Source organism: Methylomonas sp. Uni0011, from assembly GCF_056850255.1.
Genome location: NZ_JBVVNO010000028.1, coordinates 21,743 through 37,260 on the forward strand (window position 1 = coordinate 21,743; position 15,518 = coordinate 37,260).

A 15,518-nucleotide genomic window follows, 5' to 3' on the forward strand; every position below is an offset into this window, starting at 1 on the left:
ATGCGGCCGGCCGAGCCGGTTTTTTATTTCGGACATAACTACAACTCACGCGACAAGGACACCTTATGCCACGCCCCCAAAGATCGTTTACCTTGAATACCCTGGCTTTGGCCGTATTGGCCGCCTCCTGCCCGAGCTTCGCCGCCACCGCTCCGGTATCCTGCAAATTAATCAGCGCTGCCCGCCTGTTCGACGGCAACGAAGTGCAATTCAACAAAAGCGTGCTGGTGGTCGGCGACAAAGTAAAGGCTGTCGGCGATTACGCCAGCCTGAGCGGCCAATGCGCAACCCGTTACAACCTGGGCGACGCGACGATTCTGCCGGGCTTCATCGAGTCGCACGCCCACGTCACGTTTCAGAACGTCAGCAAGGACAAAATCCTCGAGCACGGCATTACCACCGTGCAGGATACCGGCGGCCCGTTGCTGCCTCCGCAAGGCGGCAACGGCAGCCTGCGACTGCTGAGCACCGGGCCGATTCTGCAAGCGCAGGGCGGTTATCCGCTGAATGTGTTCACCCCGGACGATACCGGCGGCGGTTACGACAAGGTTGGTTTGGCCATCGCCGCCAATGCCACGGAAGGCCAGGTCAGAGCCATCGTGCAAAATCTGGTGGCCGGCGGCGCCTCGGCGATCAAGATCGCATTGGAGCCGGGCGGCGAAGCCGGTGCGCCGTGGATGATGTCGCACGGCCACGGGGAGGTGCCGGCCGCACCCTGGCCGGTATTGTCGCAGCAGCAAGTGGCCTGGATCGTCAGCGAAGCGCATAACCACGGCAAGCGGGTACTGGCTCACGTCGGCGAAAACAGCGGTTTCGAGCTTGCCTACGCGGCCGGCGTCGACATGTTGGCTCATATGCCGTGTTCTGCGCTCAACGCCGAATTGCTGCATTCTGCGGTACACGACGGCATGGAATTCATGACCACGATCGACACCTTGGCCTCGTGCGGCGCCGGCCTCTACCAAAACGCCCATACGGTGGGGCATGTGTACCAGGAACATGCCGGCGAAGGCTTGGCCTTCCCGCTGGTTTACGGCTCCGAAATCGCCCACGACAACGTGCCGTGGGGCATCAACGGCGAGGAATTGCATCTGATGTTGCACATGGGCAGCGGCGATTCGATCGATTTCAGCGACGTACTGAACGTATTGCGCTCGGCCACCTCGGCCGCCGCCGCCCGCTTGGTCACCGGCATTCCCGGACTCGGCACGCTGTCGACCAACGCTCCGGCCGATTTGATCGCGGTCAAGGGCAATGCGCTGGAGCGCTTCAAACTGCTGGAATACCCGGATCTGGTCATGTCCGGCGGCAAACTGGTGGTGAATAAATTCTCGCCGACCCGCTAACCGTCGCGCTAGCGATTACCCGTCGGCGGAGTGCCATCGCGGCGGCGGGTATCTACCGGTTTCCATTCTTTAATCGCTTTTATCCGATACGGCCATGAAAAAACTTCATCTCGCATTACTTTGTTTCGCTTTATCCATTCTGAAGGTTGGCAACGCCGATGCCGCCATTTTGAGTTTCGACGACATAACCGCCGATGCGGAAGCAGCGATCGCCGACGGCTACGCCGGATTGAATTGGTCCAATTTCTGGGTGCAGAACCCGCAATTGGCCCAGGTCGCGGATTTCGATTCCGGCTTTTACCACGGCGTGGTATCGGCGGACTATTCGGCCTTCAACGCCGACGGCGGCCCGGCCAGTATTCGCTCGAACAGCTTGTTCGATTTCCGCTCTGCATATTTCGCTGCCGCTTCGCGCTGGGGCCTGCAGATCACTGCCAGCGGTTACCGGAACGGCGACCTGCTTTACCAACAGCAATTGCTGGTCAACACCGACGCCGCACAGTTATTCAACCTGAACTTTGCCGGCATCGATACTTTGGAGTTGGTTGCCAGCGGCGGCGAGGACTATCTCGGCGCCGGTTTCCATTTCACGCTGGACAACGCCGACATCGCGGCACCGGTGCCGTTACCGGCGGCAGTGTGGCTGTTCGGCGCCGGCTTGGCCGGACTACTGGGTTTGCAGCGACGTAGCGCATAGATTGCTGACGATTCCGTACAAACTGAAACCGCCTGCGGGCGGTTTTTTTATGCGGCTTGCTGGCGTTGGGGCCGGCAATTCGGCGCCTCGACCTTGACAATTGGGCCGGTTACGGCCACTTTTCGCTAGCGCAGTTCGATAAATTGCCCGTTCTGAAGGATACCGCCATGCCGGCCGCACCCATTTTCAACCGTTACTTCGTTTATGGCGCCAGCGACCGGGGCCGAGTACGCGAGATTAACGAAGACACCATCCTGCTCAGTCCTGAAACCGGGATCTGTTTGCTGGCGGACGGCATGGGCGGACATGGCCGCGGCGATATTGCCAGCCAGCAGACCGTCGCCGAGGTCGAGCGTCTGATCGCCCGCCATCTGCCGCCCGTGCCCGCCAGCCGAACGCCGGCTTGGCTAGGCCGCTGGTTCAAGTCGGCCGAACCCTCCGATCCCCATCTGCCGGCGCGGCAGCTCGATTTGCTGGCGGACCTGATCCGCGAAGCCAACCGTACGCTTTACCGAAGCAACTGCGAATGGGGAGCGGCCGACGGTAGCGGTTGCGGCACGACCTTGGTCGGCTGCCGGCTTCTGCCCGACTTAGCGGCGATGCAGATATTTCACATCGGCGACAGCCGTTTGTACCGCTGGCGCGGCGATGCGTTACAGGCCTTGACCGCCGACCACTCGTTGCTGCGGCAGTGGCAGGATGCCGGCCGAATCGGCGAACCGCCGCCCGGCAACCGCTTATACCAAGCTATCGGCCCCAATCCGGCAATCGAGCCGGAAACCCAAGTGGTTGAGATAGCTCCCGGCGACGGCTTTTTATTGTGTTCGGACGGTTTGACCGGCATGTTGGGGGAGGCTGAAATCGCAGCCTTGCTGGCGGGTCTTTGCCCGGCAAATCTGGAAGCAAAAACCCTGGCTTTAATTGCCGCCGCCAATGCCGCCGGCGGTAAAGACAATATCTCGGTGATATTGATCTGCCAGTAACGGCGTTCTATTGCTCGACGTATTTCATCAATACTTTTTTCACCAGAATATTGTCGTCGTGAACCAGGCGAACTTGCTGGCCGACTTCGCGGCCGTTCAGGCGGATGTGTTTGTCGACGACGGGCGTCAGGTAGTAGTGGTCGCCGAGGCGGATGATTTCTGCGATCAGTTTCGGCGTAAACCAACCGCCCACCCGCACGTTACACTGCGGGCCTTTGCCTATCGTGTAGTAATCCTTGTTCAACAACAATTTATTGATATTGCGTGCCTCGCCGTGCATCAGCAAGGCCTGGTTGCCGGGCCGAGCAGCCGTTGCGGGCTGGCCGGAGCCGGTCGCCGGGTTGACCAGCAACGTGCGGTCGAAATCGTCTAATTGGGCGGAGAGGGCCGGGTTCAGGCCTGGCGCCGTAGGTTGGTCGACAAATTTCAAATCGTGCTTGCCGACGGTAACGACGTCGCCGAAACGGAGTTTGTGCCGGCCGGCAATCTTGGTCCCGTTTAAATACGTGCCGTTGGTGCTGTTCATGTCCTCCAGCCACCATTCGCCGTCTTGGCGGGAAATCGCCGCATGCACCAGCGATACACCCTTGTTGCCGATATACACCTGGTTATAGGTCGCCCGGCCGATACTGCAGGCCTGATCGCCGATCTCGACTACGTTTTGCAGCGAGCTGTTGAAATAAATCTCGACAAAACTCATAGCTCCACCCCCGCGCTGAAATTGGTCACCCGCACAAGTATTGGCCGGAGCGGTCAAAAAGTCATGAATTAATTCGGTTTGGCTGGCCTGGAAAAGCGCGTCGTCCGAGATTTGGACGCCGAGAAACCTGAGCGGGCGTACAAATATCGGCCGGCGATTTTACTTTCCTTACCGCCAAGCCTTGCCAAATCCGGCGTGAAATCGTATTAGTCGCGGCACAATGGCGCTCGAAAATCGGCAGCGCTATTGAAAAACCGGGATGGCGCCTCCATGTTACCGGGCCGGCCCCCCAGATCGGGCTGATTAGCCTTAAAGATTCAGACTTAACGGAGAAAATGTATGTTGAAGAAATGCCCTCATTGCAACCGTGTCAGCGACACCGACGATTTTTGTACGTTGCATGGTAAGGCTCGGGTCACGATGAAACCGGTGATCGATTTCAAATCCACGGCCATTCAAGAGCCTAAGGTACAAAAGACTGCAACGGACCAGGATCTGCTCTAATCCGGCCAAACCCGACGGCGGGCGGCTCTTCCGACGGCCATTCGGCCTGGAGCCGCCTGCGATTCTCCCCAATGCCTCACCCGAAGTGTGATCACCCTGACACCTTGACCAACAACCTTGTTTTGGCTCGCGTAAAGTCTCAATTACCTTGAACAGATTCTTGGCTCGCTGTCCCCCGCGTTTTCTCTAGCGGTGCTCTGGCGGGGGCTGGAGGTCCTAACCTAGCTCCTGTGGCGACACAAAACATAGCTCGCCTTTGGCTCCAGGGGTACCTATGGATGTTCTCGAGAATTTCGCGCAAGAAAATGGTTTGATGGGGTGACCTAACATTTCGGACGCCGTCTCGCCATTTCCCTCGCCCCGCCAGCGGCCTCCTGGTTCTAGGCTTATCTTTCCGGTATCGGTGTCCACCAGCCCGAAACTCGTTTCATTACACCCAGTGCCACCGCAAACCCAGTTGAACAAAACATACACTTTTCCGACGGCGCTTGTTTCGCACCTGAGCATAAAAAATTCTCGATCCATGTCATACGGGTAGTGAAACTCCGCCACGGGGGCTTTGACTTTCAACACATAAAATGGAGAGTCTTTAATCTCGCTATTGAAAAGGCTAACGGTAGCTTTTCCGCAAGTGAGTAGGGCATCTTCCGCGGCAACTGTTTCGATTGCGGAGAAAATTAGAATCAGAATAGTACTTAAAAAGTAAGTGAGCTTCACGCTGTTGCCCAACAATTAGTTAGAAATTACTGTATACCATGCCCCCGCACTGACCTTCAAAGCTTACCCAAAATTACCCTGGCCCGCTCCACCGTCGCTTGCAAGTCCTCATCCGTATGCGCCGCCGAAACAAACCCCGCCTCGAACGCGGACGGCGCCAGATACACGCCCTGATCCAGCATCGCATGGAAAAAACGTTTGAAGAGCTCGACATCGCAGGCCATGACCTGGGCGAAACGGGTGATGGATTTTTCGGGGCTGAAGAACAGACCGAACATGCCGCCGACCTGGTTGGTGGTGAACGGGATGCCGGCTTGGTCGGCGGCGGTTTGCAGGCCTTGCAGCAATTTGGCGGTTTTGGCGGCCAACTCGTCGTAAAAACCCGGCGCGGAAATCAGTTCCAGGGTTTTCAATCCCGCCGCCATCGCCACCGGGCAACCGGACAAGGTACCGGCCTGATAAACCGGGCCGAGCGGTGCCAAATATTCCATGATCTTGCGGCTGCCGCCGAAGGCGCCGACCGGCAAGCCGCCGCCGATGATTTTGCCTAGCGTGGTCAGGTCCGGTTTGATGCCGTAGAGGCCTTGTGCGCCTTGCAGGCCGACGCGGAAGCCGGTCATGACTTCGTCGAAAATCAATACGCTGCCGTAGCGATCGCAGACCTCGCGCAGGGTTTGCAGAAAGCCCGGTTCTGGCGGGATGCAGTTCATGTTGCCGGCCACCGGCTCGACGATGATGCAGGCGATTTGCTCGCCGATTTCGGCGAAGGTTTGTGTGACCGCGTCGCTGTCGTTGTAAGCCAGGGTGATGGTGTCGGCGGCCAGCGCGGCGGGCACGCCCGGCGAGCTGGGCACGCCCAGGGTCAGCGCGCCGGAACCGGCCTTGACCAGCAACGAATCGGAATGGCCGTGGTAGCAGCCTTCGAATTTGACGATTTTGTCGCGGCCGGTGTAGCCGCGCGCCAGCCGCAGGGCGCTCATCGTCGCTTCGGTGCCGGAGCTGACCATGCGCACCATGTCAATGGACGGCAGCAGCTCGCAGACTTTTTGCGCCATCACGGTTTCGATCTCGGTCGGCGCGCCGAAGCTCAAGCCCTTTTCGGCGGACACTTTGACGGCGTCGATCACCGCCGGATGGGCGTGGCCCAAGATCATCGGCCCCCAGGAGCCGACGTAATCGATATAGCGCTTGCCTTCGCTGTCCCAGACGTAGGCGCCCTGGGCGCGGTCGAAGTAAACCGGGGTACCGCCGACGCCCTTGAAGGCGCGCACCGGCGAGTTGACGCCGCCGGGAATGACTTGTTGGGCTTGGGAGAATAGTTCGCTGGATAGTGTCATGGTTTGTGCAATCGGATTGAAGTTGATCGAGCCTGAAGCGCGAGGCTGGCGGGAGCGTTTCCGGGAGCGCCGGCCGAGCTGCCCGGTCAGAGCAGCCGGAGCGAATCGGGCCGCCGGCGCCGGCGGCCCGTTTGCCGTTAGTTGGCGGAATTATCCGAAGGTTTGCCGAACAAATGCGGTCCTTTTGGCTGCGGTTTGCTTTGCAAGCAGAAATACGCGGCAGCGTCGAATTTGATGCCCAGGGTCTGGGTATCTTCGTGATCCTCGATATATTTTTCGGCGTCGATTTCCGACAGGTCTTTCATTATGTGCTCGGCGATGCAATCGCAGGTTTGCTTGAAACGCGGCTCGTCGACGTCTTTATTGACCGAGTTTTTCAACTCGCGCTCGACGCATTTGGCCGAGAACTCCTTTTCGAATTGGCGTTTTTCCGCACCGCTGGCTTCGCCGGTGTCGTCGCGGTGTACGGATTTTTTCAAGGCGCCGGTTTTGGCGGCTTTCGGGGCTTCTGCTTCGGCTTTGTCATCGGAGCAGGCCGACAGCAGTAATAGGACAGGAAGCAAGGCGAGGGCGAGGGCCCGTTTCAACGAGTTGTTTTTCATGATGTGTGCTGTCTGATTTGGTTTTAGTTGAGTAAGTCCTGTAACAACGGGGCCAGCGTTTGCTGCTGGCTATCCTGGCGCAAGCGATTGGCGACGATGATGCTCTTCAACTGGCGCAAGGCCAGTTCGAAATCGTCGTTGACGATCAGGTAATCGAACTCCGGATAATGGCTCATTTCGGTTACCGCGTCGCGCATGCGCCGGGCGATGACCTCGGCATTGTCCTGGCCGCGGTTTTGCAGGCGTTCGCGCAGTATTTCGATCGACGGCGGCAAGATAAAGATCGATTGACTGGCCGGCAGCATACGCCGCACCTGCTGCGCACCCTGCCAGTCGATTTCCAGAATCACGTCCAGGCCGGACGCCAGATTGTCCTGCACCGTCTGTTGCGCCGTACCGTAAAAGTTGTCGAACACTTGTGCGTGTTCCAGAAACGCCTGGTTTTCGATCATGGCTTTGAATTCAGCGACCGAGACGAAAAAGTAATCGGTACCGTGACGCTCGCCGCTACGCATCGGCCGCGTGGTATGCGAGACCGACACCGTCAATCCGTCCAGTTCGGTAAACAGCTGTTTGACCAAGCTGGTTTTACCGGCGCCGGACGGTGCCGAAATGATATAAAGTCTGCCCGTAGTCATTTATTTATTCAGGGTTATCCATGCGGCCGCCATTCTTTTCTGATAACGCCTAAGAGTCAAGCCCCGCCGCGTGCTGTGGTATGATGCAAGGCCTTTCTCTGCCCCTTCTTTAACGCCGATGAGTGTGATTTGGAACAACTGCCTGGCCAAACTGGAACATGAAATCCCGAGCGCGGATTTCAGTACCTGGATCAGGCCGCTGCAAGCTGTGGAGTCCGACAGCCAACTGAAGTTGCTCGCCCCCAACCGTTTCATTATCGACCATATCAAACAACACTTTTTTTCGATCATCGAAGACGCGGTCAACGAATTCTCGAATGCGACGCTGTCGGTGCATTTCGAGATCGGCTCCAAGAAAGCGCCGGCCATCAAAGCACCGACCTTGAGCAAGAGTTCGACCCAGAAAAAGAACCAGCCCAATTTTCTGAACAAGGCCTTCACCTTCGAGAGCTTCGTCGAAGGTAAATCCAACCAGTTGGCGCGGGCGGCATCGGTCACGGTATCGGACAATATCGGCAAGGTCTACAACCCGCTATTCATCTACGGCAGCTCCGGCCTGGGCAAAACCCATTTGATGCATGCCATCGGCAACGCGGTGCTGCTGAAAAAACCGGATGCCAACATCGTCTACCTGCACTCGGAAAAATTCGTGCAGGACATGGTCAAGGCCCTGCAACAGAACAGCATCAACCAGTTTAAAGAGTACTACCGCAGCATCGACATCTTGTTGATGGACGACATCCAGTTTCTGGCCGGCAAGGAGCGCTCGCAGGAGGAGTTTTTCCATACCTTCAACAATCTGCTGGATAACAAGCACCAGGTGGTACTGACCTGCGACAAATACCCGAAGGAAATCGACGGCCTGGAAGACCGGCTGAAATCGCGCTTCGGCTGGGGCTTGCCGGTGGCGATCGAACCGCCGGACTTGGAAACCCGCACCGCGATTCTGATTAAAAAAGCCTTGCAGGTCGGCGTCGAGCTGGATCAGGAAATCGCTTTTTTCATCGCCAAACGCATTCCGTCCAACGTGCGTGACCTGGAAGGCGCGCTGCGGCGGGTGGTGGCCAACTCCCAATTCACCGGCCGCGAAATCACGTTGGAATTCACCAAGGAAGCGCTGCACGATTTGATCAGTCTGCAGGACAAACTGATCAGTATCGACAACATCCAGAAAACCGTGGCGGAGTACTTCAAGATTCGGGTCGCCGATTTGTCGTCGAAAAACCGCAAGCAATCCATCACCCGGCCGCGGCAGGTGGCGATGAGCCTGGCGCGCGAATTGACCTCGCACAGTTATCCGGAAATCGGCGACGCTTTCGGCGGCCGCGACCATACCACCGTGATCAACGCCTGCAAACGCATCGCCGAACTGAAGGAGGAGGACGTGAAAATGGCCGAAGACTACAAAAACCTGCTGCGGACCTTATCGCATTGATCGGTCCTGACCCGCTTTGCCCGCTGTTGGCTGCACCTTGAAACGCCATCTACTCAGTGCCGCGATTTTTCTGGCCGCAACCTTGCTTTATCTGGTAGGTTATTCCAAAACCAGCGCTGCCACGGCGATCGCCGGAGGCGTATTCGAAGCTTGGTTTTGGCTCAGAATGTTCGAACAGCCGCAGAGCGACGATATCGACCCGGCGAACCGATCAAATTAGCCACAGCCCGGCTACGAGCGCCTCGATCCGCGCTCATGGAAAACGGCGGAAAGGACCGAGTAAGCGATAAGGAACAGATCAAGGATTCAACATGAACGGCCCGCAACGCATCGTCTGTTTGACCGGCGAAACCACGGAAGTGCTTTATTTGCTGAACCAGCAATGGCGGATTGCCGGCATCTCCGGTTACACCACCCGCCCGGCCGCAGCACGTAAAGAAAAACCCAAAGTCGCCGCCTTCACCTCGGCCAACATCGGCAAGATTCTGGCATTGAACCCCGATTTAGTGTTGACCTGCACCAATCTGCAAGCCGACATTGCCGCGGCACTGATCAAAGCCGGCATCGAAGTGCATGCCTTCAACCAACGTTCGTTAGCCGGCATCCTGCAAATGGTTTCCACGCTCGGCGCACTGGTCGATGCCGCCGAAGCCGCCGCCACATTGCGTGCCGAGTTAGAGCGGCAGATCGCCTCGGCCCGCGCCGCAGCCGAATCGATGGCTGTCAGGCCGAAAATTTATTTCGAGGAATGGAATGAGCCTCTGATTAGCGGCATCGGTTGGGTTTCGGAGATTGTCGAACTGGCCGGCGGCAACGATTGCTTTGCCGAGCTGGCCGGTCAGGCCTCGGCCAAAGGCCGGATCATTGACGACCCGAATCGGGTCGTCGAGCGCCAACCCGACATCATCGTCGGCTCTTGGTGCGGCAAGAAATTCCGCCCGGAACAGCTTGCCGGCCGCCCCGGCTGGGACCTTATTCCGGCAGTACGCGACGGCTTCGTCCGCGAAATCAAATCGGCCGACATCCTGCAACCCGGCCCCGCGGTGTTGCAGCACGGCCTGCGGCAGATGCAGCACATCGTCCGGCAATGGTCGGCATGGCAGGCGGCACATGGTTAAACCAGCCGGCACGACAAATCCAAAACCATACTCGACCCGCTGCCGCAGCGTTACGTTTTGTTGCGGTCTGGCGGCATATCTTCCAGACTTTTAATCGACGTCCCGTGGCTACTTTATTTCAAATTCCGCCGAACCACCCGCAACGCTTCGTCCTGCATAACGAAGTCCATGCCCGCGCCTCATCGATTCGCAGCCTGCCGGTGCGGGCCAGCTACCTGGCCTTGGCGCTGTCCGGCGAGGAAAAGCTGCGCGAACGCCAGCACCTGATCGCGCTTTGCCAACGCTACGGCGCCGCCGCGCCCGACCACGACGCCGACCATTTCAGCGCCGGCTTCGACGCGTTTCAGATGAGTTGGGAACAGCACGGGGAATTCAGCACCTACACCTTTTACGCCTACGACGGCGAGAGCGAACCGTTTGCCGAACCGGCCTTAAAAAAAGTCCCGGTGGACTGGCTATCGAAAATCGCCGGCCAAACCATGGTGGCCGCCCATGCCTGCGTGGTGACGGCCGCCGACATCGATTACCAGGACGGCATGGATTTAAGCCCGCTGTCCGCCTATTTTGCCGGCAACCCGATCGTCGGCTCCAAGGTCACCGGCGGCGCGGCGTCGGTCTTCACCGATTTTCGAATCCATGTGGACGGCTTCAGCCGGTTTCTGGTGGTCGACCAAAACCTGAAAACCGCCCAAGCCGGCCGCCTGCTGCACCGTCTGTTCGACATCGAGGTTTACCGGGTACTGGCATTGCTGGCTTTTCCGATCGCCCGCAAACTCTATCCCGAATTAAAAAGGGCCGACCGCCAGTTATACGCAATCACTAACTCGATGACCCAGCCGGACGCCGACGACGCCAAATTGCTCGACGAACTGACTGCACTGGCCGCCGAAGTGGAAAACCACATTTCGTCGCACCAGTTCCGGTTCGCGGCGGCCAGCGCTTACTACCATCTGGTCGGCCAACGTCTGACTGATTTGCGCGAAGCGCGGATTCAAGGCATTCAAACCCTCGGCGAGTTCATCAAACGCCGCCTTGAGCCGGCAATGAACACCTGCGCCTCGACCTCGCACCGGTTCAACCTGGTTTCGGAACGGGTCAGCAACGCCAGCCAACTGTTGCGTACCAAAGTCGATATCATCATCGAACGCCAAAACCAGGGCTTGCTGTCGTCGATGGCCTTGCGCGCCAAGATGCAACTACGTATGCAACAAACGGTCGAAGGGATTTCAATTGTGGCGATCGCATATTACGCCGCCAGTTTGGTCGGTAAAATTGCCGAAGCCCTGCATAGCGCGGGCTGGCACGTGAACCCCGAAATTGCCGAGGGTATCGCTATCCCGTTTATTTTGATCGCGATCGGCATCGTCACCAAACGCATCCACCGCATTATTGAAAACACGACGGATTTGTAAAGCATATTCCGCCGTCGCTTTGGAGTTTATTGGTTATTTTAACTGCGGCGACAAACCGCCGGCGTTACCCGGATTGAATCTAAATCGACCACATTACATCTTGAAACTAAACTAATAATGAAACTTCGCGTTATTCTAAAAAGATTCTCGCATCCGCAAGTTAGAAGGCGACTGAAAATCGGGTTGTCGCTTTGGGCGGCAGCCATCGTTTTAAGTTTGATTTCCAAAATATCCTACGATATCGGCTATTTCAAAGCCCAGTCGCTGATCGACGAAAAAAATGCGTCGAATCAGGTGGCACGGCAGCTTCTGACACCGGAGGCCGCACAGCGCATTGTCACCGGCGCATTGAAGGAAGACCCCAATAACCCGAAAACCGTGGTAGTCCAGGTCACCGACAATAACCCGAAACTGTCGACAATCATTATCGAAAATAATAAGCAAAAAAGAATCGCCTGGATTATAGATTTGCACTTGTATTTTACCGGCGACCTATATAGCGATAACGGCTACAATTTAACCCAATCCATGGAGTATCAAAATAATATTATTACCGGCCCGCGTTAGATTGGGACCGCTTATGTATTTAGGCCGAGTTGTCGATTATAAAACCGATAGCCGACGCTACAATCAACCGCAGTAAGGCGAAACCCGGCCGATTGTCATACCCCGGTCATATCGCTATGTTTGGATAGCAGGCCAATTCCTGCGGCAGGTATTCCCCGGCCGATATTGGCTCAGCCGTCCCCTCAACCGGAAACCCGATCCAAAAGCATGCGCACCCAGTCGACAATTCTCGCCATTTTGTTGGTAACCTTGCTGGGCATCGCCGCATTTCGACACGGTACGCCCGGATTGCAAGATATCGAACTCCACAAACAGGCCATCGGCCTTTTCATCGACAGCCATTACGGGGCGGCGGTCGTTTTATTCTTTTTGTTGTGCACGATTTTCATCAACTCACCGCTACCTTTGGCCGCGGCCATGAAAATCCTGTCCGGCTATTTTTTCGGGTTTTACCTGGGCGCGGTTTACAACGTCGGCGCAACGCTATTGGCATGTTTAATGGGATTTTGGCTGAGCCGTTACGCCCTCAGAAGCCGATTCGAGCGCTTGTTTTACAGCCGCCTGGAAGCCATCGAACACGAAATCGAACGCAACGGCTTGTATTATTTCCTTAGCCTGCGCGTCGCTATGGTGGTGCCCTATTTCCTGATCAACATCGTCGCCGGATTATCCAGACTATCGCTCAAGGATTATCTGCTCAGCACCTTGCTTGGCGTGGTGCCAGCCTCGTTGATTTATGCGAACGGCGGCGAACGGTTGGAACAGATCCGCTCCGCGGCCGACTTGTTCGAATGGCATACTGCCGGTTCGCTGGCGTTAATGGCAAGCGCCAGTCTGATCCCGGTATGGTTTCGGCGCAGCAGCCGCTACTCGGATTAGGCCGGCTGATACTGCCTTCAAGCCTTAGCCGCCGAGCGACTGGTGAAGCCGTTCTCAAATCATCGATCTTGGCGTTCAACATCCAACGGCGCCGGCCGACAGCCACAATTCAAGCAACAGGGGGCTTCTCCTGTCTAACGCCGGTGCCGGTAGACCCAACCCGCCGCCTCGTCGGATTCCCCGTTCCCGATTAACTTTTAGCCCGGTAACCTATACACACTTTTCAAACCCATTTTCACTATGACCGATGCTAGACCAAATTAAACTATTTTTTGAGAAACACCTCGCCCTGCCATTACCGGCGGCTGCCGCAGAAGCCCAACTTCAACAGGCCTTGGTTGCATTGTTCATGGAAATGATGACGATGGACGATGTTTGCCAGGAAACCGAGCGGACGGCGATTTTATCGCTCACCAAAAAATGTTTTTCGTTATCGACCGAACAGGCCGAGCATTTGATGGCAAATGCAGAACAAAAACGTCAACACGCGGTCGACTATTACGAATTTACCTCGCTGATCAACAAACGCTTCAGTCCCGGCGAAAAGGTCGGGTTGATACAATCGCTCTGGCAAATTGCCTATGCCGACGGCCAACTTGACCCACAAGAAGAATATCTGGTGCGGAAAATTGCAGATCTTTTGGGTGTCTCTCATACCGATTTTATAATGACCAAACTTCGGGTGAATGGCAAACCCTAAGTCCGCTCAAAACTTATCCGAATCACGCATGAAAAAGCAGAAGAAAAACAAAGACCTCTGGTTGAATCAAACTGATATCGAAGTCGGTTGCTTGTACCTGACGACCGCCCGGCAATACCGTGCGGTGTTGGCGATGAAGGGCGACTTCTTGATCTACGCGCCCAGTTCCGAAGCAATGGCAGCCTTAGCAGCGGATGCCAACATGCCGTTTGAAAATTCTCCGTTCAAAAAATGCCAAATCGCCACTTTCGCTCAGAAAGAATACCAAGCATTCGAATGGCAAGACACTCAAGCCATCCGCCACAAACTGACGGCCGACCAACTGGCCGAAGCGATTAGCCAGTGCAATGCCAAAGCCGCCATTGAGGTGTTATTGGCCGAGTAACCAACAGCGCCTTTAGCAACAAATTGAAATCCTCAATTATCCTCATCAGGAGAGCCCCTTTTGAAACAATCCTTTTATGATCTGAGTTATTCGGATTTAGAGGCCGTTGCCAGTGAAAATGATTTAAGCCCTTCAGTGCCGGCAGTCCTGTTTAATTGGCACTACAAGAAAAAAGAAATTGATCGCTGCCGCAATAAAATTTCCAAATCATCCTCTGCCTTCTTCGATGCCCATTTCGATTTTTCGCTGCCGGAAATCGATACGGTCTATGAATCGAACAAAGATCGAACAGTCAAATTTCTGTTCAAACTCAAAGATCAGCGCAAAGTCGAAACAGTCCTCATTCCGTTCAATAACAAATATTCTATTTGCCTGTCGTCGCAGGTCGGTTGCGCCATGAATTGCTCCTTTTGTTTTACAGGAGAACAAGGGCTTAAAAGAAATTTGGCGACCAACGAAATTATCGGCCAATTTCTTCGGGCTTGGCGCTGGTTGGCAACCAACAGACCTGGCGAAGAGCGGATTTTAAATATTGTATTTATGGGGCAAGGCGAGCCTTTACATAACTTTGATGCCGTCAAAAAAGCCTGCGAAATTTTTTTATCGCAATACGGCACCTCAATCGGCAGTCAAAAGATTACGATCTCAACGGCCGGGTATATTCCTGGGCTTAAAAGATGGAGCCAGGAAATACCTGGCGTGAATCTGGCTCTATCACTGCATTCGCCTTTTACCGAAAAGCGAAATGAATTGATTCCACTCAACAAAAAGTACCCGCTAGCCGAAGTAGTATCATATATTGACCAGATACCGCTGCAAAAGAAGCAGTTTATTACCTATGAATATATTCTGATAAAAGGCTTCAACGATACCGCCGATGATGCGAATAAACTCGGCAAGATGCTTGCCGGTAAAAGTGCATATATAAACCTGATCCCTTTTAATGAATTTCCGGGGTCGCGTTACACTTGCCCTGATGCTGCGGCAATTGAAAATTTCAAAGCGGTTTTAGATACTTACAAAATTCCGACTTTAATTAGAGGCGCCAAAGGCGATGATGTATTAGCCGCATGCGGACAACTCAATTCAAATCAACAAATTCGGAAACAATCCTTGAATCCCGCCGAAATCATTCCGTAAAAACCAGGCAAGATTAAAACTACTTAAGGAACCTCTGAAAAACAGCCGTTTTGAGCAACAGAAATTTCTAAGATGAGGCAAAAATTTCAATAATCGAGCGTATTTTCGCCAAAACAGCCGGTTGCTCTGGAAAACAAGCCCTTTTCTGGGCCCATGTTCAAATTACAGACGCAATGTGGCAGTGATGGGGCTACACTAAACCGGACACAATTTTTAAAATATCCGAAAAAAATTGTGATCCAAAATGAGCAGAGAAAAACCCAATACCTATACGGCAGAATTTAGAGAGTCGGCAGTCAAATTAGCTAATGAATCCGATCAATCGGTGGCTCAGGTAGCCAAAGAGCTTGGAATCAAC

General features: G+C 55.2%; 19 protein-coding genes. 14 read left to right on the plus strand and 5 right to left on the minus strand.

Going from position 1 to position 15,518, the window contains the following annotated elements; translation table 11 throughout:
- Positions 1–65: 65 nt before the first annotated feature.
- The 3 genes from AC0IM9_RS19565 (at position 66) to AC0IM9_RS19575 (ending at position 3,026) form a co-directional block, all read left to right on the plus strand.
- Positions 66–1,346, plus strand: a complete 1,281-nt coding sequence (locus tag AC0IM9_RS19565; protein WP_482805145.1) for an amidohydrolase family protein — start codon at positions 66–68, stop codon at positions 1,344–1,346.
- 94 nt (positions 1,347–1,440) lie between these two features.
- Positions 1,441–2,043 (plus strand): hypothetical protein, encoded by a 603-nt coding sequence (locus tag AC0IM9_RS19570; protein ID WP_482805146.1) that lies wholly within the window; start codon positions 1,441–1,443, stop codon positions 2,041–2,043.
- A 167-nt stretch (positions 2,044–2,210) separates the two neighbouring features.
- Complete coding sequence (locus AC0IM9_RS19575) at positions 2,211–3,026, plus strand: PP2C family protein-serine/threonine phosphatase (protein ID WP_482805147.1); 816 nt, start codon at positions 2,211–2,213, stop codon at positions 3,024–3,026.
- 7 nt (positions 3,027–3,033) lie between these two features.
- Here the strand turns inward: AC0IM9_RS19575 and AC0IM9_RS19580 are convergent, their stop codons facing one another.
- Complete coding sequence (locus AC0IM9_RS19580) at positions 3,034–3,726, minus strand: FHA domain-containing protein (protein WP_482805148.1); 693 nt, start codon at positions 3,724–3,726, stop codon at positions 3,034–3,036.
- Positions 3,727–4,065: 339 nt separating this feature from the next.
- Here AC0IM9_RS19580 and AC0IM9_RS19585 point away from each other — a divergent pair, with 339 nt between their 5' ends.
- The gene (locus tag AC0IM9_RS19585; protein ID WP_186289644.1) at positions 4,066–4,230 is read left to right on the plus strand and encodes a hypothetical protein; all 165 of its coding nucleotides are present in this window, start codon (positions 4,066–4,068) and stop codon (positions 4,228–4,230) included.
- Positions 4,231–4,446: 216 nt separating this feature from the next.
- On the opposite strand, the gene AC0IM9_RS19590 is transcribed toward AC0IM9_RS19585, so the two are convergent.
- From AC0IM9_RS19590 to gmk, 4 genes are all read right to left on the minus strand, one after another.
- Positions 4,447–4,947, minus strand: a complete 501-nt coding sequence (locus AC0IM9_RS19590) for a hypothetical protein (protein WP_482805149.1) — start codon at positions 4,945–4,947, stop codon at positions 4,447–4,449.
- Positions 4,948–5,003: 56 nt separating this feature from the next.
- The gene (hemL, locus tag AC0IM9_RS19595) at positions 5,004–6,284 is read right to left on the minus strand and encodes a glutamate-1-semialdehyde 2,1-aminomutase (protein WP_482805150.1); all 1,281 of its coding nucleotides are present in this window, start codon (positions 6,282–6,284) and stop codon (positions 5,004–5,006) included.
- Between the two features lie 137 nt (positions 6,285–6,421).
- Positions 6,422–6,886, minus strand: a complete 465-nt coding sequence (locus AC0IM9_RS19600) for a hypothetical protein (protein ID WP_140913558.1) — start codon at positions 6,884–6,886, stop codon at positions 6,422–6,424.
- 23 nt (positions 6,887–6,909) lie between these two features.
- Positions 6,910–7,524 carry a guanylate kinase gene (gene gmk / locus AC0IM9_RS19605; RefSeq protein ID WP_482805151.1) on the minus strand — a complete coding sequence of 205 codons (615 nt, stop codon included), beginning with the start codon at positions 7,522–7,524 and terminating at the stop codon, positions 6,910–6,912.
- A 118-nt stretch (positions 7,525–7,642) separates the two neighbouring features.
- Here gmk and dnaA point away from each other — a divergent pair, with 118 nt between their 5' ends.
- The 10 genes from dnaA to AC0IM9_RS19655 all read left to right on the plus strand — a co-directional run.
- The gene (dnaA, locus tag AC0IM9_RS19610; protein ID WP_140913560.1) at positions 7,643–8,959 is read left to right on the plus strand and encodes a chromosomal replication initiator protein DnaA; all 1,317 of its coding nucleotides are present in this window, start codon (positions 7,643–7,645) and stop codon (positions 8,957–8,959) included.
- A gap of 37 nt (positions 8,960–8,996) precedes the next feature.
- Positions 8,997–9,179: a hypothetical protein gene (locus tag AC0IM9_RS19615; RefSeq protein WP_482805152.1), complete on the plus strand. Its 183-nt coding sequence runs from the start codon at positions 8,997–8,999 to the stop codon at positions 9,177–9,179.
- Positions 9,180–9,270: 91 nt separating this feature from the next.
- A complete protein-coding gene (locus tag AC0IM9_RS19620) occupies positions 9,271–10,077 on the plus strand; it encodes an ABC transporter substrate-binding protein (protein WP_482805153.1) in 807 nt (268 codons plus the stop codon).
- A 104-nt stretch (positions 10,078–10,181) separates the two neighbouring features.
- The gene (locus AC0IM9_RS19625; protein WP_278209941.1) at positions 10,182–11,489 is read left to right on the plus strand and encodes a DUF3422 family protein; all 1,308 of its coding nucleotides are present in this window, start codon (positions 10,182–10,184) and stop codon (positions 11,487–11,489) included.
- A 117-nt stretch (positions 11,490–11,606) separates the two neighbouring features.
- Entirely contained in the window at positions 11,607–12,056 is a 450-nt protein-coding gene (locus AC0IM9_RS19630) for a hypothetical protein (protein ID WP_482805154.1), read from the plus strand.
- A gap of 207 nt (positions 12,057–12,263) precedes the next feature.
- Positions 12,264–12,935, plus strand: a complete 672-nt coding sequence (locus AC0IM9_RS19635) for a TVP38/TMEM64 family protein (protein WP_140913565.1) — start codon at positions 12,264–12,266, stop codon at positions 12,933–12,935.
- Positions 12,936–13,182: 247 nt separating this feature from the next.
- Positions 13,183–13,635, plus strand: coding sequence for a tellurite resistance TerB family protein (locus AC0IM9_RS19640; RefSeq protein ID WP_140913566.1), 453 nt, complete (start codon positions 13,183–13,185; stop codon positions 13,633–13,635).
- Positions 13,636–13,663: 28 nt separating this feature from the next.
- Positions 13,664–14,020, plus strand: coding sequence for a hypothetical protein (locus AC0IM9_RS19645; RefSeq protein ID WP_140913567.1), 357 nt, complete (start codon positions 13,664–13,666; stop codon positions 14,018–14,020).
- 60 nt (positions 14,021–14,080) lie between these two features.
- Positions 14,081–15,160 carry a dual-specificity RNA methyltransferase RlmN gene (gene rlmN / locus AC0IM9_RS19650; RefSeq protein WP_140913568.1) on the plus strand — a complete coding sequence of 360 codons (1,080 nt, stop codon included), beginning with the start codon at positions 14,081–14,083 and terminating at the stop codon, positions 15,158–15,160.
- Positions 15,161–15,404: 244 nt separating this feature from the next.
- Positions 15,405–15,518, plus strand: a 114-nt coding sequence (locus tag AC0IM9_RS19655; RefSeq protein WP_482804523.1) for a transposase, incomplete at its 3' end; no start/stop codon positions are given.